Origin of the sequence: Synechococcus sp. MW101C3 (genome assembly GCF_002252635.1) — a bacterium.
Taxonomy (GTDB): domain Bacteria; phylum Cyanobacteriota; class Cyanobacteriia; order PCC-6307; family Cyanobiaceae; genus MW101C3.
On sequence record NZ_NQKX01000003.1, the window covers coordinates 251,707 to 272,789 of the forward strand.

Genomic DNA, 21,083 nt, shown 5'->3' on the forward strand with positions numbered 1-21,083 from the left:
ACACTTCGCCCCTTCCCGATGGACGCTCGGCTCCTGCTGGTTGCTACCCCGATCCTGCTGGCCGTGGGCTGGGCCGTGTTCAACATCGGCCGTGCGGCAGTCGGCCAGCTGCAACTCATGCTCAAGCGTTCCCGCGCCTGATGGTCTGGGTGATCGGTGCCGGCCTGGCCGGTACTGAAGCGGCCTGGCAGATCGCCCGTGCGGGGGTTCCCGTGCGGGTCATTGAAATGCGGCCGGTGCGCCGCTCGCCGGCCCACCACAGCGCCGAGTGCGGTGAGCTGGTGTGCAGCAACAGCTTCGGCGCCCTCTCAGCCGACCGGGCTGCGGGCCTGCTGCAGCAGGAGTTGCGCCAGCTCGGTTCCTTGGTGATCGGCACCGCCGACAGCCATGCCGTGCCCGCCGGTGGGGCCCTGGCGGTCGACCGCGGCCGCTTCAGCGGCGCACTCACCGCAGCGCTGGAAGCCCATCCCCTGATCACCCTGGAGCGCAGCGAGCAGCTGGTGTTGCCGCCGCCCGGGGAGATCGCCGTGCTGGCCACCGGTCCGCTCACCAGTGAACCGCTGGCAGAGGATCTGCTGCGCTTCACCGGCCGCGCCTCCTGTCACTTCTTCGATGCCGCCAGCCCGATCGTGGAGGGCGAGGGCATTGACATGGCCGTGGCCTTCCGCGCCAGCCGCTACGACAAAGGCGACGCTGACTACATCAACTGCCCGATGAACAAGGAGCAGTACCTCGCTTTCCGTGAGGCACTGCTGAGCGCCGAGCAGGCCGAACTGAAGGATTTCGAGCAGGAAAGCGCCCACTTCTTTGAAGGCTGCCTGCCGATCGAGGAGCTGGCCCGCCGCGGCGAAGACACCATGCGCTACGGGCCGCTCAAGCCGATCGGCCTGTGGGATCCCCGCTGGGGCGACCTCTACGACGCCGATGTGCGTCGAGCCAGGCGGGCCTACGCCGTGGTGCAGCTGCGCCAGGAAGACCGGGACGGCCAGCTCTGGAACCTGGTGGGCTTTCAGACCAATCTCAAGTGGGGCGAGCAGAAGCGGGTGCTGCGCATGATCCCGGGCCTGGAAAACGCCAGCTTCGTGCGCTTCGGCGTGATGCACCGCAACACCTTCCTGGAAGCGCCCCAGCTGCTTGATGCCACCCTGCAGTTCCGCCAGCGTCCCAGCCTGCTGGCGGCCGGGCAGATCACCGGCACCGAAGGCTATGCGGCGGCGGTGGCCGGCGGCTGGCTCGCCGGCACCAACGCCGCTCGGCTGGCCTTGGGCCAGGCACCGATCTGCCTTCCCGCCACCACCATGGCCGGCGCCCTCACCCACTTCATCGCCACCGCGCCCAGCGAGCGCTTCCAGCCGATGCCGCCCAATTTCGGTCTGATGCCGGAGCTGCCGGAGCGCATCCGCGACAAACGCCGCCGCTACGGCGCTTACCGCGACCGCGCTCTGGCGGATCTCGCCCCCTTCACGGCACCATCCTCAGCGGCGTGCATGGCAGATCCGGCCGTCACTCCCGGGGCCGACCTGGCGCTTGCCTAGCCTCGGCGCACCGGCAACATCCCCGTGCAGCAGACGAGCGTCAACACCTCCCCGGTGGCGGGCGGCGAGGCCTTGGATGCGGTGGTGATCGGCTCCGGCATCGGCGGGCTGGTGACGGCCAGCCAGCTGGCGGCCAAGGGGGCGAAGGTGCTGGTGCTGGAGCGCTACCTGATCCCGGGGGGCTCCGGCGGCAGCTTTCGGCGCGAGGGCTACACCTTCGATGTGGGCGCCTCGATGATCTTCGGCTTCGGCGAGAAGGGGCACACCAACCTGCTGACCCGCGCTCTGGCGGATGTGGGCGAACGACAGGACACCATCCCCGATCCTGCCCAGCTCGAGTACCACCTGCCCGGCGGTCTCAACGTGGCCGTCGATCGCGACTACGACAGCTTCATCGCCCGGCTCACGGCCCTGTTTCCGCACGAAGCCACCGGCATCCGCGCCTTCTACGACACCTGCTGGCAGGTGTTCCGCTGCCTCGATGCCATGCCGCTCCTCTCCCTGGAGGATCCGGCCTATCTGGCCAAGGTGTTCTTCAGAGCGCCCCTGGCCTGCCTGGGCCTGGCCCGCTGGCTGCCGGTGAACGTGGGCGATGTGGCGCGCCGGCACATCAGCGATCCGGCCCTGCTCAAGTTCATCGACATGGAGTGCTTCTGCTGGTCGGTGATGCCGGCCGATCGCACGCCGATGATCAATGCCGGCATGGTGTTCTCCGATCGCCATGCCGGCGGCATCAACTACCCCCGCGGTGGTGTCGGCACGATCGCCGAGCACCTGGTGCGCGGGCTGGAGCGTCACGGCGGCGCCATCCGCTACCGCAGCAGGGTCACCAGGGTGGTGCTGGAGGACGGCGAGGCGGTGGGGGTGGAGCTGGCCGGCGGTGAAACGATCCGCGCCCGGCGGGTGATCTCCAATGCCACCCGCTGGGACACCTTCGGCAGCCTGGTCGACGCCGCCCACACACCGGCTGCGGAAACGGTCTGGCGGCGGCGCTACAAACCCTCGGCGTCGTTCCTCTCGCTTCACCTGGGCGTGAAGGCGGAGGTGATTCCGGCGGGCAGCCATTGCCACCACCTGCTGCTGGAGCGCTGGGAGGAGATGGAGGCGGAGCAGGGCACGGTGTTCGTCTCGATTCCCACCCTGCTGGATCCGGCCCTGGCGCCGCCTGGCTACCACATCGTCCACGCCTTCACCCCATCGGCGATTGACACCTGGAAAGAGCTGGGGCCCACGGCCTACGCGCAGGCCAAGCAGGCCGCCGCCGATCGCCTCATCCGCCGCCTGGAAACCTTCCTGCCAGGCCTTGGCGCAGCCATCACCCACCGAGAGGTGGGCACACCCCGCAGCCACCGCCGCTTCCTGGGCCGGCATCAGGGCAGCTATGGCCCGATTCCGGCGCTGCGGCTGCCAGGTCTGCTGCCGATGCCGTTCAACCGCACCGGTATTCCGGGGCTCTATTGCGTGGGGGATTCCTGCTTCCCCGGCCAGGGGCTCAACGCCGTGGCCTTCAGCGGCTTCGCCTGCGCGCACCGGGTCGGCGCCGATCTGGGCCTCAACCCCTGGGCACTGCCGGACTGACGCCACAGGCCCGCGCCCCGCTGCCTAAGATTGTTTCAATTCACAACAACTCTTGATGTCAGCCAGGCCCAACCCCAGCTCCGAGGAGCTGGCGCGCTACCTGGAGCAGCAGGGCATGCTCACCAAACCGTGGCTGCTCATGCAGCTGCGGCTCAGCAAGCTCAGGGAGGAAAAAGACTCCATGACCACCGACGAGTACATCCAACGGGTGCAGGACGCCCACACCGATCTGATGCGGATCGGCGCCTTCTGGAAGGGCCAGGAGCGGCAGGTGTTCGGCGCCGGCGGCGGCCAGGCGGCCTGATCGCCCTCAGGACGACAGCTGTTGAACCGCTCCCCACATCGCCCTTCGATGCAACCCCCCGCCGCGCCTGCCGGCAGCACGCTGCACTGCTATCCGCTGGCGCCGCTGATCCGTTTCACCCTGCTGGCGCTTTACCTCGCCCTGGTGTTGCCCCTGCCGGTGATGGCACCGCCAGGCCTGCGCCCCTTCTGCCTGGTGGCCGTGCCGCTGGGCTTTCTGCTGGTGAGTGCACTGCTGAGCGAACAGGTGCAGCTCGATGGCGAGGGGGTGCGCGTCACCTATCCCGCCTGGTGCCGCTGGTGGCTGCGTCGTGGCTGGAGTCTGCGCTGGGAGCAGATCCACGGCCTGATGCCGATCGGCACCAGCCAGGGCGGCACTGTGTACTACCTCAAGGGGCCCGGCACCAGCCGCTACCTCCTGCCCCAGCGGGTGGCCCGGTTCCCGGAGTTCCTCGAGCAGGTGCAGCAGGCCACCGGCCTCAAGCTGGCCGGCGTGGGCAGGATCACCCCTCCCTGGACCTACTGGACCCTGGCGGGGCTGAGCGTGGCCATGCTGCTCGGTGAAGCCGCAGCCTTCGCGCTCAGCATCAGGATCTGAGCACGCCAAGCTGGAGCTCCAGCCTGAACGCCCGTGCCCTGAGCGCTCAGTTGGCGCTGGTGGGTTGGCGCAGTGGTGTGGTGGGAGCCTGCGGCATGTCGTTGGCTTCCGGCAGGGTTTCCAGGCTGAAGCGATAGCCCTGCTGACGCACAGTTTCAATGCCACCGCCTTCGCCAAGGCCGGCCAGCTCCAGCTTGCGGCGCAGGGTGAGCACCTGGGTGTCCACCGAGCGGGGGCCACCGCTGAACGGGGGCCAGGCCATCCGCAGCAGCTCCTGGCGGCTGCGCACCATGCCGGGTGGCATCAGAAGGGCGCAGAGCAGGGCGAACTCGCGCGGGCTCAGCTCCACCGGTTGGTCGTGAAGGGTGACCTGACGAAGCAGCAGATGCACCTCCAGCGGTCCCACGCACACCCGCTCCTGCAGGCCGTTGCCACTGCGCCTGAGCAGGCTGCGGCTGCGGGCCGCCAGCTCCTCGAGGCCGAAGGGCTTGCGCAGGACGTCGTCGGCGCCGGCATCCAGCAGGGACACCACCGGATCGGCGCCGGTGCGGGCTGTGAGCACCATCACCGGACAGCGCAGGTGGGCCGCCAGGCGCAGGGCCGAGCTTTCCTCCAGCAGTTCGGCGCTCACCAGCAGATCGGGCATCTGGTCTTCGCAGAGCTGCAGCGCCTCGCTGGCCGTGGCCACCGCGGCGGCCAGGTGGCCGTCCTGGCGAAGGCGCTGGGCCAGCACCGTGCGCAGGGTGGGGTGGGGGTCCACCACCAGGATGCGTTTCAGAGCACTGGTTGCGGGTCCGCGGCGATCAACGCCAACCGATCCCTCAGCCTTTGCTGGGTTTGGATTCTGATTGGGCGTGAGTTCCACTCGCGACCGCGTATGCGCGCCTAGGCTAACTGGAGAGGGAGAAGGTCACTGGTGACACTGGCTGTGCTGGCGACCGGCTCCCGCCTCCGCTCTCCCCATGACCGCGCTCCAGAACCCCGAAGCCATCCGTCACTTTCAGTCACTCTGCGACGCCTGCCAAGACCTGGCCAGCCGTTTCCATAGCCAGAGTGAGCTGCGGCTTTACGCCGACGGCTACCTGCACGCCCTGCGGCGCACCGCCATCCTCGATCCGCTCTCGCAGCGGCGCCTGGAGGAGCTCACTGACCGCTGGATCATGGACCCCTCCGCTTTCGTGGGGCCCAACGGTGACATGAGCACGCTGTTCAAAAACAGCCGCAACTGAGCGCTTCTCTGGGCCTGCAAATAAGCCGCTGCGGCAGCAAGTCTCTTGACAGGGAGCGGGGCGCACCCTCAATGCTGGCACTGGCCAGGCCCGCTGTCACCCGCGTGGGATCCAGTCGGCGCTCCAGCCAGAACGTGCAACTCACGCAGCCTGCGCGAAGCCAACACCTCGGCTCATGGCTTCGATGGGCCCGCTTGCAGGCTCAGGCTCAGGACGCCAGCGCCACGGCGAGTTTTTCGCGCAGTTCGCCGGAGTTGTACATCTCGATGAGGATGTCGGAGCCGCCGATGAATTCCCCGTTCACGTACACCTGAGGAATGGTGGGCCAATCAGAGAATTCCTTGATGCCTTGGCGCACCTCGGGATCAGAGAGCACATCGAAGGTTTCAAACGAAATCCCGAGTGCATTGAGGATCTGGACCACGTTGTTGGAGAAGCCGCATTGGGGCATGAGCTTGTTGCCCTTCATGAACACCACCACGGGTGCGCTGCTGACGAGGGCTTCAAGGCGTTGCTGCGTGGCGGTTTCCATGGAAGTGCTGGGGGTTGAAAAGAAAGGAGACAGTGGAGCGGGGATCTGGCGTAACGCTCTGTGGATGTCGGGGCCAACGCCGATCAGGCAGGCCCAGGGCGGCTGAGAGCAGCGGCGCCCGGCCAGGTGCGGTCAGGCCGGCGCGGAGGTCTGCAGAGCCAGGGCGTGAATGGCTTCACTGGCCAGCTCGCTGCGCAGGGCTCCGTACACCAGCTGGTGCTGGCGGATGCGGCTGAGCCCCTCGAAGGCTGCAGAAACCACCTTCACCTGCAGGTGGTCGCCACCGCCGGTGAGATCTTCCACTTCCACATCAGCGTCCGGGAGGGATCCCTGGATCGCTGCTCTGACCTGATCCGGTAACACCATGAAGAGTCGGTCGTGGCCTGTGGCGGAAATCTAGAAGTGGGAGCAGCGGATCCGCCGACTTCAGCGCGGAGCTGCAGGGGCTTCAGCGCCCGCCGCATACGGAGTGACGGCGAAACCGAGCTCAAGCAGGCTCTGATAGGCCTTGCGGCCCTCTTCGCGCGCCGGGGTCATCACCTTCACCACTTCCACCAGCAGGGGCACGGCCACTTCCGGCTGGCCCTGACGGCGCAACAGCGCCGCCAGCCGCAGGTTGGACTGGGCGTAGATCTCAAGGGCCTCCCGGGCCTTCTGATCCATCTCGCGCGGGATACGGGCATCAAGGCCGCGGAAGGAGCCGCTCAGATCGCGGTAGAAACCAAGCAGGCGGCGGCTGGCATCACGGGCAAGGTCATAGTCCTTGCGGGCGCTGGTGAGATCCCCACGGGCCACGGCGGCATCGCCACGGGTGAGAAATCCCTTCACTGCCGCGAGATTGAAGCCGGATCCGGATCCTTCCAGCACTTTCGGGGGTTCTTCCTGCGTCTGGGCCTGAACGGGCTGGGTGGCACCGAGGGGCAGAAGAGCAAGTGCCAGGGCAAGCCCAAGGGCGACGTGGGGCCGACGCACGGCTGCTTCACAAAAGGCGGCCGAACTCTAGGCGCCTGGCATCGGCCGACCCACTGCAACGCGGGCCGCTTCCTCAGCTGATTGCATCGCCACCGCCAGCTGGGCATTGAGGCCCTTGACGGAAGCACGGCTCTGGTTCTGCACCGTGAGCGGGGCCTCGAAACACACCGCTGCCTCATCCCGACGCAGCCCCCGGCCATGCCCGTAGGCGATTCCCACCGGCACGACGTTCACGGCCACCCCTTGCCCTGCCGCCAGCCCCGCCAGCCGGGCCAGTCCCTGATGAAGACGGATCGGGCCGTCCTCACGGCGGATGTGCCCCTCGGGAAACACCACCAGTTGCTGGCCGGCCGCCAGCAGATCCACCGCGTACCGCAGCGGCGTGGTGCCAGGACGGCTCTGGTCCACCGGGAAACAACCGAGGCGGTGCAGGAACCAACCCTGCAAGCCCTGCATTTCCGTGCGGGTCACCATGAAACGGCAGTCGCGGCCGGTGACGCGCCGGCCGGCCGCATGGGGCAGCACCAGGGCATCCCAGCGGGCCCGGTGCGTGGGAGCCAGCAGCACGGCGCCCTCTCCGGGCAGGTGCTGGCGGCCCAGCACGTGAATGCGGCGAAACTGGAAGGGCAAGGCCAGATCCTGGGTGACAGCCATGGCCAGGGGCGCCAGCCAGGGGCTGATGCCGTTGCAGAGTCGCCGCTCGCGGCGGATCAACGCTGGAGTCACAGCCACAGGTGTGGCGCCATCAGGCGTGGGCGCTGCAGGGGCTGGCGGGCAGGCCGCGCTCTCCGGCTCGATCTGCTGCTGCGACTGCGCTGTCACCGCCCACCGCTGAAGGTGCCTGCAAGCTAAGAGTCACAGCTGCGCAGCGCCGAAGGGCACGGGCAGTTGCCGCTGCGGCCAGAGAACAGTGGCCTGGGGGCGATCCATAGGATCCAGGAACCTCCCGGTTTTGCCATGGCCAGCCTTGGCGTCAACATCGATCACATCGCCAATGTGCGCCAGGCCCGCCGTGCGCTGGAACCCGATCCCGTGACCATGGCCCTGCTGGCGGAGCTGGGTGGCGCCGACGGCATCACCGTGCACCTGCGGGAAGACCAGCGGCACATCCAGCCGCGGGATCTGGAACTGCTGCGCGCCACCGTGCGCTCACGCCTCAACCTGGAGATGGCCGCCACGGCGGAGATGGAGGCGATCGCCCTGCGCATCCGTCCGGACATGGTGACGCTGGTACCCGAAAAACGGGAGGAAGTGACCACCGAGGGCGGACTCGATGTGCGGGCCCAGGCCGCCAGCCTGGGGCCTCTGGTGGGCCGGTTGCAGGCGGCGGGGATTCCCGTGAGCCTGTTCGTCGACCCCGACAACGGCCAGCTGGAGGCCAGTGCCGCCAGTGGCGCCCGTTGGGTGGAACTTCACACCGGCGCCTACGCCGAGGCCAGCTGGAGCGAACAGCCCCTGGAGCTGGCACGCCTCACCGAAGGCAGCCACGTGGCCCGCAGCCTGGGGCTGCGGGTGAATGCCGGGCACGGGCTCACTTATCAGAACGTGGAGCCGGTAGCGGCCATCGAAGGGATGGAGGAGCTGAACATCGGCCACACGATCGTGGCCCGCGCCCTGGCGGTGGGCCTGCAGGAAGCGGTCCGCCAGATGAAGGCGCTGGTTCAGAATCCACGCCGCGATCCCCTGTTCGGCTCGATCGATCCATGACCCTGCCTGCGCCCCTCACCTATCACTTCGTTGCCGCCAGCGAAGCGTTTCTGACCGTGGAGGAGCCGCTGGAGGAAGTGCTGCGCGAGCGCCGTCGCCACTACGCCGAGCGCAACCAGCCGATCGACTTCTGGCTCGTGCTGCGGCCTGTCTTTCTGGAGGCCGCTGAACTGCAGACCGTGGCCAGCAGCGTGCCCAGACCGGCGGCCGCGGTGGTGTCCACCGACCCGAAATTCATCGAATTCCTCAAATTGAGGCTGGAATTCGTGGCGAAGGGCAGCTTCCTGGCTCCTTCGGCCACCATCTCCGACCCGTTGGCCACCACCTGAGCAGGGCGCAGGCACTTGCCACAGCCCGGGCGGATCAGCCTGGGCGACGTGCAGTGATTGTTGTGGTGTGTTTGTGTTGAGCCCCGCTGGTGCGGGGCAGCAGGGGCTCAGCCCCGACAGCGCGGGACCTTCCTGCTCAGCTGCGGCGCAGTGGGGCTTTGGTCTTGTGCTGAACCCAACCGGCAAGGTGGTGGTGCTGGCGGGAATCCAGGGCAGCGTCGGCAAGCCAACGATCCCGGAGGCACTCCAGATCGTCGGGATGGAGTTCTCCGTTCTCCTGCCAGTGGAGGTTGGTGGGAGTCAAGTGTTGGATCGCTGTCATGGCTTGGCTGCCCACTTTGTCAGCTGAAGTGGTGGCAACGGCCGAAAAATGAAGCCGATCTCCTGTAAAGAATCGGTAGATCCTGTGGAGCGTTGATCGCTTGGTGCGGAACTTCAGCGCGGATCGTGCGCGCGGCGGACCCCATTGGCGCGAAATGTGTAGCAAATGTGTCCGCAGTGGAGGTGTTCGCGGCGGAGGTGCCGGTGCGGCAAAGGAGGCCCATGGCCGCGCCGGCACCACCCTCAGAACAGGCCGAAGAAGCGCTTGCGCTTCTCGCCCTCGGCGCCCTCCGGGGTGGGCGGCTTTGGCGACGGCGCCTGCGGGGTGGGCCGCACATCCTGCTGGTACCGCGGGCGGTTGTCGCCGATCGTGAGCAAAGCCTCCTTGTTCTTCCACCAGATCCAGTCCCGGATCGGCGGGGTGGAGAGCAGCTCCTCGCGGGTGAGGCCGAGGCCGAGCTTGGCGGAGGCTCCCAGCAACACCTCGATCATTTCGTCCCCGTCCTGGCAGCGCGCCAGGGCCTCGTTGGTGCGTTTGGCGCCATTCAGCGCCTTCACCAGCGCCTTCACCTTCTGAGACGGGGGGAGGGAGGCTGGATTCATGGGCCCGCAACGACGCCTGCCGGACCGTATCAGCGCCAGCAGGCGGTTGCTGCCGAGGGGGCTGACAGATTCACGCGCGCCGGGCGAGACTGTCGTTAACGCATTCTTTGCATGCTTCCCCCTTCGCAGCCTTCCCGTCACTGGGTGATCGGTGACGTGCATGGCTGCGCCGATGCCCTGCAGTCGCTGCTGGAACGGCTGCCCACCGGCGATCGCCTCGTGCTGTGCGGCGATGTGATCAACCGCGGCCCCCACATCGAGCGGGCCATGCAGCTGGCCTGGAGTCTCGTGCAGGAAGGCCGCGCCGTATGGCTGCGCGGCAACCACGAGCAGCGGCTGCTCGATTCGCTGCGCCGGGGCAGTTGGCTGCGCAACCCCGCCCTGGCCGGCTGTGAAACCTACCGCCAGCTGGGGGATTCCCGCTGCCGCCTGTGGCAGGAACGCCTCGACGTGCTGCCGCTCACCTATGCAGGCAAGGGCTGGGTTGCCGCCCACGCTGGCTTCAACCCCCACACCTGGGCGCCGGATCTGAGCATCCGCCTGCCCTTCTGGCAGGCCTACGACGGCCGCTTCGGCGATGTGGTGATCGGTCACACGCCGGCCCCAACGGTGCGTCGCCTCAACCGCATCGTGATGATCGACACCGGCGCCTGCTACGGCGGCACCCTCACCGCCTATTGCCCCGAGAACGGCGCCAGCATCTCCGTGCCTGGCACGGGCTATCCGCAGCGGGCTCGTGCAGGCCAGGCCGCGCTCGGCTCCTTCTGACCAGCCCAGCGGCGGCGCCGTGCTGAGCGTTTTCCGCAGCAACCGCGCTGAACAGCTGGCCGCCCTGCTGGCGCTCCAGCTGCTGCACGACCCCCCCGGTCCTTTCGAAACCGTGCGGGTGGTGGTGAACACCTGGCCCACCAGCCGCTGGCTGGGCGAGCAGCTGGCCCTGGAACTCGGTGGTATCGCCGCCAACCTGCGCTTTCCCTTTCTCACCAGCGAGCTGCGCCAGACCGTGGACGGTCTGCTGGGCGAAGGCGCCGCAGACAGTGATCCGTGGCGGGCCACCGAGCTGGTCTGGCCGCTGCTGGAGCTGCTCCCCGCGCTCGCCGCCGGCCCCGACGCCTCCCTGCTGGCCCACTGGCTGGAGCAGCGCGGCCATGGCCAGCGGCCGGCCCTCGATCTGCCCCTGTGGCAACTGGGCCGGGCGATCGCCGACAGCTTCGACGACCTCAGCCTCTACCGGCCGGCGATGGTGGCCGCCTGGTGCCGCGGCCATGACCACAACGACCGCGGCCAACCGCTGCCGGCCGATCAGCTCTGGCAACCGCGCCTGTTCCGCCAGCTGCATGAGCGGCTGAGCCGGCCGCCCTTCGGCCTCAAGGTGCTCACGGCGATCGAGCGGCTGCGCCACGGCACCGCCTGCCTCGATGGGCTCCAGGGTCCGCTGCGGCTGTTCGGCCTGAGCAGTGCCGCTCCGGTGCAGGTGCACCTGCTGCAGGCGCTCGCCTCCGTGGTGCCGGTGGATCTCTACCTGCTCACCCCCTGCCGCGATCTCTGGCAGCGCTGCAGCGACCGGCGCCGCAGCCTCGATGTGGCGATCGAGCTGGCCGATCCCCACGACCTCGACTGGCTGGCGCGCACACCCGGACTCGAAGCCCGCTTCGGGCGACTCGGCGGCGAATTCCAGCAACTGCTGGAGGGCACCGGCGACACCCAGCTGGCCGCCGAGGAAACCCGCGATCTCTTCGTTCTGCCGGCCAGTGGGGCCGAGCACCAGGGGCGGCGGCCGCCCAGCTTGCTGGAGCAGCTGCAGCAGCAGCTGGTGGAGGCGGAGGCCTGGCCCACCCTGACGCTGGCGCCCGGGGACCACTCGCTGGAGTTCCACCCCTGTCCGGGGCGGCTGCGCCAGGTGCAGATCGTGCGCGACCGGTTGCTGCAGCTGCTGGCCGAGGATCCCAGCCTCGAACCACGCCACATCCTGGTGATGACCCCCCAGGTGGAGCAGCTGGCGCCGTTGCTGGGCTCGGTGTTCGGCGACAGCGGCGCCACCGGTGTGACCCTCCCCTGGCGGCTCACCGACCGCAGCCAGCAGGGGGACGCCAGCATCGGCGGGGCCCTGCTGCAGCTGCTGCGCCTGGGGGGAGAGCGGCTCACCGCCTCAGCGCTGGAGGCGCTGCTGGAGAACGGCGCCCTGCAGGCCCACTTCGATCTGGAAGCCGATGAACCGGCCGCCCTGAATGCCGCGCTGCAGGCCGCAGGCTTCCGCTGGGGCCTCGATGGCACCGCCCGCGGCGGTGATCCCACCCACAGCCTGCGCTGGGCCATCGACCGGTTGCTGCTGGGCCAGGTGCTGGCCGATCAACCGGGCGTGGCCGTGGGGCTGACCGCCCCGCAGGCGCTGGGGGGCAGCGTGGAGCGCCAGGCGCGCTGGATCCGGCTGCTCACCCAGCTGCAGCGCGTGCTCGAAGGGCTGGGCCGGCCGCGCAGCGCCGTCGCCTGGGGCAGCCACCTGGCCGCCCTGCTGCCGGAGCTGTTCGGCGAGGGAGGGGAGCGGGCCTGGGAGCTGCAGGCGATTCGTGCCGCCATCGCCGAGTGGCAAGGCAGCGCCGCCCGCTGCCCGCTGCCGATCAGCGCTCCCGTGGTGGCCGCCGTGCTGGAGGAGCGCCTCTCCAGCGACAGCGGTCGCTTCGGCCATCGCAGCGGCGCCCTCACAATCAGCGCCCTGGAACCGATGCGGGCCATTCCCCACCGGGTGATCGTGCTGATGGGCCTCGATGCCGATGTGTTTCCACGGCAACGGCAGCGACCCGGCTTCGACCTGATGGAACGGGAACGGCGGCTTGGTGACCCCAGTCCCGCCGACCAGGACCGCTACGTGTTGATGGAGGCGTTGCTGTCGGCCCGCGACCACCTGCTGATCGCCTGGACCAGCCGCGAGGAGCGCAAAGGGGAAGAGATGCCACCGGCCACCGCCGTGCGCCAGTGGCTGGAGCTGCTGAAGGCGGAGCTGGGGGAGCCGGTGGCGCAGCAGCTGGTGGTCAGCCATGCCGCCAACCCGCTGGAGCGGGTCAACTTCCTCGCCACGGGCGAGCGGCCACCGGCCAGCTGCGACCGGCGGCAGCTGCTGGCACGCCAGCAGCTTGATGGCGCTGCGGCGGTGGCGCCGGCCTGGCCGTTGGCCCTGCAGGAGCCGGCCGAACAAGCGTTCGGCGTTGGGGCGGAGGCGCGGGCCGGCGGCGTTGCTGGCGTGAGCGAGGCCGAGCTGGATCCCTGGAGCGACCTGCGCGACTGGCTGCTGGCGCCCCAGGCCCAGTGGCTGAAGGAGCTGGGGCTGCGGCCCAGGGAGTGGGTGGAGCCGCTCGATGACCTCGAAGCACTCGAACTCGACGAACGGCAGCGGGCCTGGCTGCTGCGTCAGGAGCACGAGCGGCAGGCCGCCGCGCGGCCGGCGGCACCAGAAGCGGGGCTGTTGGCCGCGCAGAGCACCCCCCTGCCCGCCCCCGACTGGCGCCACCTGGCGCAGGGGCGTGGCGTGCTGCCGCCGCTCAGTGCCGGAGCCCTGGAAGTGCAGACCCTGACGGGCCGCTGGGTCACGCTGCAGCAGTTGCTGGCAGGCCTGGGCGAGCCACAACCCCTGGCGCTGCGCTGGCAGCAAGGCGAGGAGGGCGCGGCTACGCAAGCCCTGGCCGCCGAGCTGGTGGCCCACGGCAGCACGCTGGTGCAGGTGCGGCTCGGAAATCCCCGCCCCTGCGACCGCCTCGGCCTGTGGCTGGAGCTGCTGCTGGCCACCGCGGCCGGTGCCGCCCCCAGGGAAGCCCGCCTGATCGCCCGCGACAAGGAGGCCTTCAAGGTGGTGGGCGTCTGGGCGGCTCCCACGCAGGAGGAAGCGGCGGAGCAGCTCAACGCCCTGCTCCGCTGGCGCCAGGAGCACCGCCTGCGCTGTTGGCCGGTGCCACCGGCCATGGGCTACGCCTACGCGCTGGCGGAACGGAAAAAACCCGGCAGTGGTTCCAGCGCCGCCAGCAACGCCTGGGAAGGGGGGCTGTTCGCCATGGCGGAACGGGAGGAGGCACCGCTGGCGCTGGCTTTCGGTGGGGGCACGCCCGCCACCGACCTGCTGGCCGGACGCTTCGGCGATCTCTGCGGCCTGGCGCTGGCACTGTGGACCCCGCTGCTGGACGCGCAGGTGCAGCCGTGAGCCAGCCATGAGCCACGCCAGCAGCCAGCCAGACCCCCGCGCCAATGCGGCCGATAGGCCGCTGCTGGAGTTCGATGCCAACGCCCTGCCGCTCAGCGCTGGCCTGCGGCTGCTCGAAGCCAGTGCAGGCACCGGCAAAACTTTCGCCCTGGCCCATCTGGTGCTGCGCCTGGTGACAGAGCCCCATCTGATGGAGCGCCCCCTGGCCTTGCGGGAACTGCTGGTGGTGACCTTCACCGAAGCGGCGGCGGCCGAACTGCGCGACCGGATCGGCCGGCGGTTTCAGCAGGCCCTCGAGGCGTTGGAGGCGCTGCAGGCTCTCGAGGCACCGAACACGCTGCAGCCGCCCGTCGCGGCCCGGCCCGCCATGGACGCGGTGCTGGCCGGCTGGCTGGAACAGCTGCCCACCGGCACCAACCTGCCCCAGCTGCGCGCCCGGCTGCTGCTGGCCCTCGAAGAGCTGGATGCCGCCGACATCACCACGATCCATGGCTTCTGCCACCGCAACCTGCGGCGCCAGGCCCTGGAGGCGGGCCTGGGCCCGCAGCTTGAGGTGGAAACGGAAGGGGCCGAGCTCGCCGAGCAGGTCGTCCACGACTACTGGCACAGCCAGGTGCTGCCCCTGCCGCTCCACCTGCTGCAAGGGCTGAAACGGGCCAAGGTGACCCCGGCCACCCTCACCGGCCTGCTCCAGCTGCTGGAAGGCGATGCGGCGCTGGCGCCCCCGCCCCTACCGGCCGGCTGGCGGACTGAGGCGCCTTTGCAGGAGCAGCTCACCGCCTTCTGGGGCCAGGTGTGGGAGCGGTTCAAGCCGTTATGGGCGGCGCGGGGGGAAGCGCTGGAGCAGACGTTCTGTGCCAGTGCCAGGCAATGGAAGGCGGCAGGGTCCAGCGCCACAACGCCCTATGCCGGCAAACCCAGAACGAATCGGGTCGAGGAGCTCAATGCCTGGCTCGCCACCCAGCCCGATCCCGGCTCCTACGCCGAGCTGCGCATCGACAAACGCAGCTGGCTACCCGACTACTTCCATCCCGCCGTCTTCACGAAGGTCGCCGAGACGTTCGAAACCCCGCCGGTGTCGTTGCCGGAGCGGACGCTGCTGGAGGCGGTGGCCGCGCTGGTGGACGGCCCCGCTGAAGCGGTGCTGGCCCACTTCTGCCACTGGGGCGTGAGGGAACTGCGCAGCCGGCGGCAGCGGGCTGGGCGGATCAGCTATGGGGAGCTGTTGCGAGGCCTCGATCCCGGCCCGACCGGCACAGAGCGTCCCGCGCTGATCGAGGCACTGCGCCGCCGCTACCGGGCGGCCCTGATCGATGAATTCCAGGACACCGACCCGATCCAGTGGCGCACGCTGCGGCAGGCCTTTGCCCCCGCCGCTGGCGCCGGCCAGCATCTGCTGGTGATCGTGGGAGACCCCAAACAGGCGATCTACCGCTTCCGTGGCGGCGATCTCGACACCTACCTGGCGGCGCGGCAACTGGCGGCCCGCACCCCGGCGGCGGCAGGCGAACCCTCCATCCGCAGCATGCGCCACAACTTCCGCGCCTCAGAGCCCCTGGTGGCCGCGCTTAACCACTTGATGGCCCCCGGGCTGGTGCGCACCGACCTGCCCGTGCCCGCCGTGGTGGCCCAGCCGCAGCGGCAAGCGCTTCACCTGCAGCTGCCACCGGGCCAGGCGCCGTTGCAGCTGCTGTGGCTGGGGCCGGCGCCTGGTTCCGCCGCCGCCGGGGCGAAGCTGCCCAGCAAAACCGCGCTGGAGCAGACCCTGCCGCGGCAGATCGGTGCGCTGACGCTGGACCTGCTGCAGCGCGGCATCGAGGTGCATGCGCACGGCGAGCAGCGGGCGCTTGAACCGGGCGACATCTGTCTGCTGGTGAGCCGCCACTCCCAGGCCGACGCCCTGCGCCGCGCCCTGGAGGAACGGGGCATCGCCAGCCGGCTGGTGAGCAAGGGCGATGTGTTCGAAAGCGAAGGGGCCAGCGCCTTGCAACGCCTGCTCGATGCCCTGGCGGAACCCGGCAGCGGTCCGCGACAGCGGCTGCTGGCCGCCTCCCCCCTGCTGGGCTGGAGTCCCCGGCGCCTCACCGCCGCCAGCCCGGCCGACTGGGATGCCCTGGCCGATCGTCTGGCGCGGCTGGCCGAAGGGCTGGGGCTGCGGGGCCTGCTGGGGGTGCTGGCCGAACTGCTGGAGGGCGAGGGGCTGGGGCGCCTGTCGCAGAGCGGCAGGCTGCTCGCCGACCTGCAGCAATGCGCCGAGCTGGTGCAGGAGCAGATGCACAACGAACAGCTCGGAGCGGTGGCCGCCGCCGACTGGTTGCGTCGCCGCCGCCGCCATCCGCCCAACGACCCGCCGGAACGCCACCAGCCCCACAGTGATGCGGTGGAATCAGCGGTGCGGGTGGTGACGGTGCACCGCAGCAAAGGGCTGGAGTTTCCGGTGGTGATCTGTCCCTATCTCTGGCAGGCGCCCCCCGCAGCCACATCCGCCGGCAACCCGGGCGTGCGTTGGACGCCTCCCGGTGCCGCGGGCCCCAGCCTCGACATCTCCGTGAACCAGCGCTGGGGCGTGGGCCGCGAAGCACGGCAACAGAAACATCAGGCGGAGGCGCAGGAAGCGGAGCGGCTGGCCTATGTGGCGCTGACCCGCGCCATGCAGCTGCTCGTGCTCGTCTACGGGCCCTCTCAAGACCAGGAGGCCAATCCGCTGCGGCCCTGGCTGTTCCCCGGCCAGCCCCTGAGCGAGCCCGGCGACGACGACTCCAGCACCCAGGTGTTGGGCCCGAGCGACGCGCTGAGTGGACTGAGCTGGATTCAGTTGCCGGCGGAAGCTGCCGGCCAGGGGCGCTGGCAGCCGCCGCCCCGCTGCGGGGCGCTGCACACAGGCCCGGTGCCGCAGCGGCTGCTCGATGGGAACTGGGGCCGCAGCAGTTACTCCAGCTGGACGCACAGCAGCAGTGGCGGTGCCCTGCCTCCGGCGGCGCTCGAAGACGGCCGGGAAACCGATGCGAACACCGCCGCCCCGCAGATCGAGCCGATGATCGAAGCGGCAGCCAGCGCCACCTCGGGGCCAGCCACCTCCCAGCCGGGCCCCTCTGGTCAAGCCGGCTCCAGCGCAGCCACTTCTGGCTCAGCCAACTCAGACCCAGACGCCCACGGCCCCCTGCAGGATTTCCCCCGGGGCGCCTCTGCCGGCGATTGCCTGCACCGCATCCTCGAGCAGGTCGACCATCAACGCCGTGCCGTTGCCGATCCCGCCACCGCCGCCCTGGTGGAGGTGGAGCTGGGGCGGGCCGGCATCGACCTGGAGCAGCGGGATGCCGTGCTGGCCGGCCTCGAGCAGCTGCGCCTCACCCCGATGGGCGGCCCGCTGGGCAGCTTCCGCCTCGCCGAGCTGCCGCTGACGCAGCGGCTGAACGAAATGAACTTCGACCTGCCCCTGGCCTCTGAGCCCGCAGCATCCCGACAGAGCTCGCCGCTGGTGCGCGCCGCCGGGCTGGCAGCCCCGTTCCGCGACCATCCCAGCGGGGCCTTCGGCGCCACCTACGCCAGCCAGCTGGAGCAGCTGCCGGTGGCCAGCCGCGGCTTTCTCACCGGCTCGATCGATCTGGTGTTCACCGCTCCCGCCGCCGCTGGCGAGCTGCGCTGGTGGGTGGCCGACTGGAAGAGCAACTGGCTGGGTGAGCGCGGCGAGAACGGCCAACCGCTGGCCTGCGGACCCCTGCATTACGGCCCGCCGGCGATGGCGGCGCTGATGGCGGCGAATCACTACCCACTGCAGGCTCACCTCTATCTGGTGGCGCTGCATCGCTACCTGCGCTGGCGCCTGCCGGGCTACACCCCCGAGCGCGATCTGGGCGGCTACGTCTACGTGTTTCTGCGCGGCGTGCCGGGGGAGCGGGCACAGGCGGCCGGGCCCGGAGCGGCCGTACCGGGAATGTTCGTGGAAGCGGTCGATCCCGATCGGCTGCTGGCCCTCGATGCCGCCCTGCGGGAGGGGCAGCCATGACGGAAGCCTCGCAAGAAGCACAGGCACCCGCGCCGTTCGGGGCTCTCACCGCAGCGGCCACAGGCGCGGTCGCAGCGCCTGGCTGGACGCTGGGGATGGCCCTGGCCGAAGCCCTGCCGCGCCTCTACGGGGTGAAGCGCGATCCGCTGGTGGAGGAGCTGATCCTGGCGCTGGCGCTGGCGGTGCAACGCGGCGAGCTGGAGCTGCCGCTGGCTGGAACGGCGCCGGAAGGGATCGGGGCGGAAAGCGTGGCCGCCGGCCTCTGGCCGGAGGGCCACCGGGCAGCGCTGGAGCGCTCCCCCCTGCTGGACGCTGGCCGGGAAGCGTCGCCGGCCGGCCCGGCCCCGCTGGTGCGCACGGCAGCGGGTGGCCTGGCCTGGCGGCGTTGGCGCGACCAGCTCGACGACGTACTGGCCCAGTTGCGGCAGCGGGCCCTGAGCCCGCTGGAGCCAGCGCTGCCGCCGGAGCATCGCCGGCGCCTGCGCGATACGGCCTGCCGCCGCGGCGCCCTCGATTCTCAGCAGGTGCGGGCGGTGGACGCCCTGCTGTCTCAGCGGCTGGTGCTGCTCGGCGGTGGTCCGGGCACCGGCAAGACCACCACGGTGGTGCAGATGCTGGCCGCGGCGCTGGAGGCCCGCCCCGACCTGCGGGTGCACCTGGCGGCCCCCACCGGCAAGGCCGCCACGCGCCTGCGGCAGGCGATCCGGGAACGCGGGGACCGCCTGCCCGACGACCTGGCCGAACGCTGCATGGCCCTGCCCTGCACCACCCTGCACCGCCTGCTGGAAAGCCGCGGCGATGGTTTCGCCCGCGACCGCCGCCACCCGCTCGCCCTCGATCTGCTGGTGATCGATGAGGTGTCGATGCTGGATCTGGCGTTGATGGCAGCCGTTCTCGACGCCCTGCCGCAGCAGGCCCAGCTGCTGCTGGTGGGCGATCCGGCCCAGTTGCCGCCGGTGAGCCCCGGCGCCGTGCTGATCGCCATCGAAGACGACCACCGCCGCGCCTCGCTGGGGGAAGCGATGGTGCAACTCGCCACGCCTTACCGCTACGAAGGGGCGATCGCCGCCGTGGCCGCCCAGGTGCGCAACGGCGGCGGCGCCCGGCTGGAGCGAAGCCTTGCCGCACTCCAACCGCGCGACAACCTTCACTGGCTGCGCTGCGAGCCGCCGCGGCTGCCTGAAGCACCGCTGGAGCGGCTGCGCGCCCATCAGGAACGGCTGCGGGAACTGGCGATGGCCTTTGATCCCAGCCAGCTTTCCGCGGCCCAGGCGCTGCTGAACGAACTGGAAGCCTGCGTGCTGCTCACGCCCGTGCGCAGTGGCAGCTGGGGGGTGGAGGCCCTGCACCGCCGCCTGTTGGGGGAGGCCGCCGAACGCGGCGCGGCAGCCTGGCCGCTGGGCACGCCGGTGCTGTGCAGCCGCAACCTGGCGGAACAGAACCTGGCCAATGGCGATGTGGGCGTGGTGGTGCGGCCGGGGCGCGAGACGCTGCTGCTGTTCAGTGACGACACAGCCGGGCCCCGGTTGCTCCATCCCGCCCGCCTGCCAGGGGCGGAACCGGCGCTTGCTCTCACGATCCACAAGTCGCAGGGCAGCCAGTACCAGGAGGTGGTGGTGCTGCTGCCCAGGAGTGAGCGCTGGGAGGGGCGGCTGCTCTATACCGCTCTCACCCGTGCGCGCCGGGAGGCCTGGCTGGTCACCCCACCGCTGCCGCCCTGGGCGCCGGCGCCGGGCCCGTGATCCCTGCCGGCAGGCCCACCCTCACAGCGTCAGACTGGCGGATCTGGGGCCTCACCGCCGCAGGCAAATACCTGGAGGGGCTGGTGGTGTTCATGGGGGGCATCGCCCTGCCGCTGGTGCAGGCGGAGCTGGCGCCGGCCAGGGCAGCCGTGGGTCTGCTGGCGGCCGCGCCGCTGATCGGCATCCTCGTGGGCGCGCCGCTGCTGGGCACGCTGGCCGACCGCTGGGGCCGCCGGCCGGTGTTCTTAGCCGAGCTGGTGCTGCTGCTGGCGGGGCTGCTGGGGGCCGCCGCCAGTCCGAACGTCACCTGCCTGGTGGCCGCACTGCTGCTGATCGGCCTGGCGCTCGGCGCCGACTACCCCACCGGCCATCTGGTGATCTCCGAACAGTTGCCGGCGGCCTGGCGCGGCCCGCTGGTGCTGGGCGCCTTCGGCTGCCAGGCCGTGGGGGCACTGAGCGGCAGCCTGCTGGGCTGGCTGCTGGCTGCTCATGGCAGCCTGGGGCCACTGGGCTGGCGCAGCCTCTATCTCCTGCCGGTGCTGCCGGTGCTGCTGCTCACCGGGGCGCGGCTGGGGGTGCCGGAAAGCCCTGGCTGGCGGCCGCCGGGTGTTGCCCAGCCCCAGGCCGCTGGAGAAGGGGGGTCGGCGCCAGCCACTGGCCAGACCGAGACGGCGCATCCTCTGCCCAACCCGTTGCCACCTCGCGCACCCAGCCCGCTGGCGCCTCCTTCACTGCGCCCACTGCTGCTGGCCGGGCTGCCGTGGTTTGTGCAGGACCTCAGCACCTACGGGGTGGGAATCTTCCTGCCGCAACTGCTGGTGCAGGGCGGCGTGCAACAGCACAGCCTGGGCTGGGCCACAGCGGCCGATGGGCTGTTCGTGGCCGGAATCGGCCTGGCGATCGTGCTGGTCGATCGGCTGGGCCGGATCGGGCTGCAGGTGGCCGGCTTCGGGGGCTGCGCCGCCGGGCTGGCGCTGGCGGCGTGGGGCTGCAGCGGGGCTGTTCAGGAGCCCGGCCTGGTGATCGCCGGGGTGGGCCTGTTTCTGTTCATGACCAACGCCGGCCCCAATGCCACCACCTATCTCCTTGCAGGAGAGGTGTTCCCGATCGCCCAGCGCGGCCAGGGGGCGGGCCTCGCGGCCGCTGCCGGCAAAGCCGGCGCGGTGCTCGCCGCGCTCACACTGCCGGGGTTGCTGCACCGCTGGGGAACGGGTGCGGTGTTGGCTGGCCTGGCGGTCAGTTCGGTGATCGGCGCACTGCTCACCGGCTGGTTACGGCTCGACCCGGCACTGGAGCGCTAACCATTCAGCGCAACAGCTCTCGGCAAAAAAGCGGGGCCTCGGCACGCGGTGAAGCGGCCAGGACCCCGGTGGTGGAGCATTCAGATCAAGCCTCTGAGCAAGGTTTCAGAGCAACCGTCGGAGCTGCACACAGAACAG

At 70.3% G+C, this 21,083-nt stretch carries 20 protein-coding genes; 13 read left to right on the plus strand and 7 right to left on the minus strand.

The genetic code is table 11. From position 1 onward, the window contains the following. Positions 1-18 precede the first annotated feature (18 nt). From CJZ80_RS05230 to CJZ80_RS05250, 5 genes are read left to right on the plus strand one after another with little or no spacing between them, the layout of a single operon-like run. Positions 19-141 (plus strand): photosystem II protein Y, encoded by a 123-nt coding sequence (locus CJZ80_RS05230; protein WP_094510999.1) that lies wholly within the window; start codon positions 19-21, stop codon positions 139-141. After that, complete coding sequence (trmFO, locus tag CJZ80_RS05235) at positions 141-1,535, plus strand: FADH(2)-oxidizing methylenetetrahydrofolate--tRNA-(uracil(54)-C(5))-methyltransferase TrmFO (RefSeq protein WP_094511000.1); 1,395 nt, start codon at positions 141-143, stop codon at positions 1,533-1,535. The genes CJZ80_RS05230 and trmFO overlap by 1 nt, the downstream gene beginning before the upstream one ends. Positions 1,536-1,559: 24 nt before the next feature. Continuing rightward, positions 1,560-3,113 carry a carotenoid isomerase gene (gene crtH, locus CJZ80_RS05240; RefSeq protein ID WP_233132828.1) on the plus strand — a complete coding sequence of 518 codons (1,554 nt, stop codon included), beginning with the start codon at positions 1,560-1,562 and terminating at the stop codon, positions 3,111-3,113. A 55-nt stretch (positions 3,114-3,168) separates the two neighbouring features. Next, the gene (locus CJZ80_RS05245) at positions 3,169-3,417 is read left to right on the plus strand and encodes a hypothetical protein (protein ID WP_094511001.1); all 249 of its coding nucleotides are present in this window, start codon (positions 3,169-3,171) and stop codon (positions 3,415-3,417) included. Positions 3,418-3,438: 21 nt separating this feature from the next. Further along, the gene (locus CJZ80_RS05250) at positions 3,439-4,014 is read left to right on the plus strand and encodes a hypothetical protein (protein WP_369802992.1); all 576 of its coding nucleotides are present in this window, start codon (positions 3,439-3,441) and stop codon (positions 4,012-4,014) included. Positions 4,015-4,060: 46 nt separating this feature from the next. Here CJZ80_RS05250 and CJZ80_RS05255 read toward each other — a convergent pair whose 3' ends face one another. Then, the gene (locus CJZ80_RS05255) at positions 4,061-4,792 is read right to left on the minus strand and encodes a response regulator transcription factor (RefSeq protein WP_094511085.1); all 732 of its coding nucleotides are present in this window, start codon (positions 4,790-4,792) and stop codon (positions 4,061-4,063) included. A 184-nt stretch (positions 4,793-4,976) separates the two neighbouring features. Here CJZ80_RS05255 and CJZ80_RS05260 point away from each other — a divergent pair, with 184 nt between their 5' ends. Next, positions 4,977-5,243 carry a DUF6761 family protein gene (locus tag CJZ80_RS05260; RefSeq protein ID WP_094511003.1) on the plus strand — a complete coding sequence of 89 codons (267 nt, stop codon included), beginning with the start codon at positions 4,977-4,979 and terminating at the stop codon, positions 5,241-5,243. Positions 5,244-5,451: 208 nt separating this feature from the next. On the opposite strand, the gene grxD is transcribed toward CJZ80_RS05260, so the two are convergent. The 4 genes from grxD to CJZ80_RS05280 form a co-directional block, all read right to left on the minus strand. Beyond that, positions 5,452-5,775, minus strand: coding sequence for a Grx4 family monothiol glutaredoxin (gene grxD / locus CJZ80_RS05265; protein ID WP_094511004.1), 324 nt, complete (start codon positions 5,773-5,775; stop codon positions 5,452-5,454). Positions 5,776-5,907: 132 nt separating this feature from the next. Further along, positions 5,908-6,141 carry a BolA family protein gene (locus tag CJZ80_RS05270; RefSeq protein WP_094511005.1) on the minus strand — a complete coding sequence of 78 codons (234 nt, stop codon included), beginning with the start codon at positions 6,139-6,141 and terminating at the stop codon, positions 5,908-5,910. 60 nt (positions 6,142-6,201) lie between these two features. Beyond that, positions 6,202-6,747 carry a hypothetical protein gene (locus CJZ80_RS05275; protein ID WP_094511006.1) on the minus strand — a complete coding sequence of 182 codons (546 nt, stop codon included), beginning with the start codon at positions 6,745-6,747 and terminating at the stop codon, positions 6,202-6,204. Between the two features lie 27 nt (positions 6,748-6,774). Next, positions 6,775-7,473 carry a 1-acyl-sn-glycerol-3-phosphate acyltransferase gene (locus tag CJZ80_RS05280; protein ID WP_233132845.1) on the minus strand — a complete coding sequence of 233 codons (699 nt, stop codon included), beginning with the start codon at positions 7,471-7,473 and terminating at the stop codon, positions 6,775-6,777. A 231-nt stretch (positions 7,474-7,704) separates the two neighbouring features. On the opposite strand from CJZ80_RS05280, the gene CJZ80_RS05285 reads away from it, so the two are divergent. Both CJZ80_RS05285 and CJZ80_RS05290 read left to right on the plus strand, forming a co-directional pair. Beyond that, a complete protein-coding gene (locus tag CJZ80_RS05285) occupies positions 7,705-8,454 on the plus strand; it encodes a pyridoxine 5'-phosphate synthase (protein ID WP_094511007.1) in 750 nt (249 codons plus the stop codon). Next, positions 8,451-8,783 carry an MgPME-cyclase complex family protein gene (locus tag CJZ80_RS05290; protein ID WP_094511008.1) on the plus strand — a complete coding sequence of 111 codons (333 nt, stop codon included), beginning with the start codon at positions 8,451-8,453 and terminating at the stop codon, positions 8,781-8,783. The genes CJZ80_RS05285 and CJZ80_RS05290 overlap by 4 nt, the downstream gene beginning before the upstream one ends. A gap of 136 nt (positions 8,784-8,919) precedes the next feature. Here CJZ80_RS05290 and CJZ80_RS14980 read toward each other — a convergent pair whose 3' ends face one another. Both CJZ80_RS14980 and CJZ80_RS05300 read right to left on the minus strand, forming a co-directional pair. Then, positions 8,920-9,105, minus strand: coding sequence for a hypothetical protein (locus CJZ80_RS14980; RefSeq protein ID WP_144036940.1), 186 nt, complete (start codon positions 9,103-9,105; stop codon positions 8,920-8,922). Positions 9,106-9,347: 242 nt separating this feature from the next. Further along, complete coding sequence (locus CJZ80_RS05300) at positions 9,348-9,707, minus strand: hypothetical protein (protein ID WP_094511010.1); 360 nt, start codon at positions 9,705-9,707, stop codon at positions 9,348-9,350. A 111-nt stretch (positions 9,708-9,818) separates the two neighbouring features. On the opposite strand from CJZ80_RS05300, the gene CJZ80_RS05305 reads away from it, so the two are divergent. From CJZ80_RS05305 to CJZ80_RS05325, 5 genes are read left to right on the plus strand one after another with little or no spacing between them, the layout of a single operon-like run. Beyond that, positions 9,819-10,475, plus strand: coding sequence for a metallophosphoesterase (locus CJZ80_RS05305; protein ID WP_094511011.1), 657 nt, complete (start codon positions 9,819-9,821; stop codon positions 10,473-10,475). A 19-nt stretch (positions 10,476-10,494) separates the two neighbouring features. Continuing rightward, the gene (locus CJZ80_RS05310; RefSeq protein WP_094511087.1) at positions 10,495-13,896 is read left to right on the plus strand and encodes an exodeoxyribonuclease V subunit gamma; all 3,402 of its coding nucleotides are present in this window, start codon (positions 10,495-10,497) and stop codon (positions 13,894-13,896) included. Positions 13,897-13,903: 7 nt separating this feature from the next. Further along, positions 13,904-17,902: a UvrD-helicase domain-containing protein gene (locus CJZ80_RS05315; protein ID WP_094511012.1), complete on the plus strand. Its 3,999-nt coding sequence runs from the start codon at positions 13,904-13,906 to the stop codon at positions 17,900-17,902. Continuing rightward, a complete protein-coding gene (locus tag CJZ80_RS05320; RefSeq protein ID WP_094511013.1) occupies positions 17,899-19,644 on the plus strand; it encodes an AAA family ATPase in 1,746 nt (581 codons plus the stop codon). The genes CJZ80_RS05315 and CJZ80_RS05320 overlap by 4 nt, the downstream gene beginning before the upstream one ends. After that, positions 19,641-20,945 (plus strand): MFS transporter, encoded by a 1,305-nt coding sequence (locus CJZ80_RS05325; protein WP_094511014.1) that lies wholly within the window; start codon positions 19,641-19,643, stop codon positions 20,943-20,945. The genes CJZ80_RS05320 and CJZ80_RS05325 overlap by 4 nt, the downstream gene beginning before the upstream one ends. Positions 20,946-21,083: the final 138 nt, after the last annotated feature.

Excerpts from the sequence above, each read along its gene's own strand:
- trmFO (WP_094511000.1), top strand. The coding sequence starts at position 141 with ATGGTCTGGGTGATCGGTGCCGGCCTGGCCGGTACTGAAGCGGCCTGG.
- CJZ80_RS05245 (WP_094511001.1), top strand. The coding sequence starts at position 3,169 with ATGTCAGCCAGGCCCAACCCCAGCTCCGAGGAGCTGGCGCGCTACCTG.
- CJZ80_RS05260 (WP_094511003.1), top strand. The coding sequence starts at position 4,977 with ATGACCGCGCTCCAGAACCCCGAAGCCATCCGTCACTTTCAGTCACTC.
- CJZ80_RS05315 (WP_094511012.1), top strand. The coding sequence starts at position 13,904 with ATGAGCCACGCCAGCAGCCAGCCAGACCCCCGCGCCAATGCGGCCGAT.
- CJZ80_RS05305 (WP_094511011.1), top strand. The coding sequence starts at position 9,819 with ATGCTTCCCCCTTCGCAGCCTTCCCGTCACTGGGTGATCGGTGACGTG.
- CJZ80_RS05320 (WP_094511013.1), top strand. The coding sequence starts at position 17,899 with ATGACGGAAGCCTCGCAAGAAGCACAGGCACCCGCGCCGTTCGGGGCT.
- CJZ80_RS05290 (WP_094511008.1), top strand. The coding sequence starts at position 8,451 with ATGACCCTGCCTGCGCCCCTCACCTATCACTTCGTTGCCGCCAGCGAA.
- CJZ80_RS14980 (WP_144036940.1), bottom strand. The coding sequence starts at position 9,105 with ATGACAGCGATCCAACACTTGACTCCCACCAACCTCCACTGGCAGGAG.
- CJZ80_RS05230 (WP_094510999.1), top strand. The coding sequence starts at position 19 with ATGGACGCTCGGCTCCTGCTGGTTGCTACCCCGATCCTGCTGGCCGTG.
- CJZ80_RS05285 (WP_094511007.1), top strand. The coding sequence starts at position 7,705 with ATGGCCAGCCTTGGCGTCAACATCGATCACATCGCCAATGTGCGCCAG.
- CJZ80_RS05300 (WP_094511010.1), bottom strand. The coding sequence starts at position 9,707 with ATGAATCCAGCCTCCCTCCCCCCGTCTCAGAAGGTGAAGGCGCTGGTG.
- grxD (WP_094511004.1), bottom strand. The coding sequence starts at position 5,775 with ATGGAAACCGCCACGCAGCAACGCCTTGAAGCCCTCGTCAGCAGCGCA.
- CJZ80_RS05270 (WP_094511005.1), bottom strand. The coding sequence starts at position 6,141 with ATGGTGTTACCGGATCAGGTCAGAGCAGCGATCCAGGGATCCCTCCCG.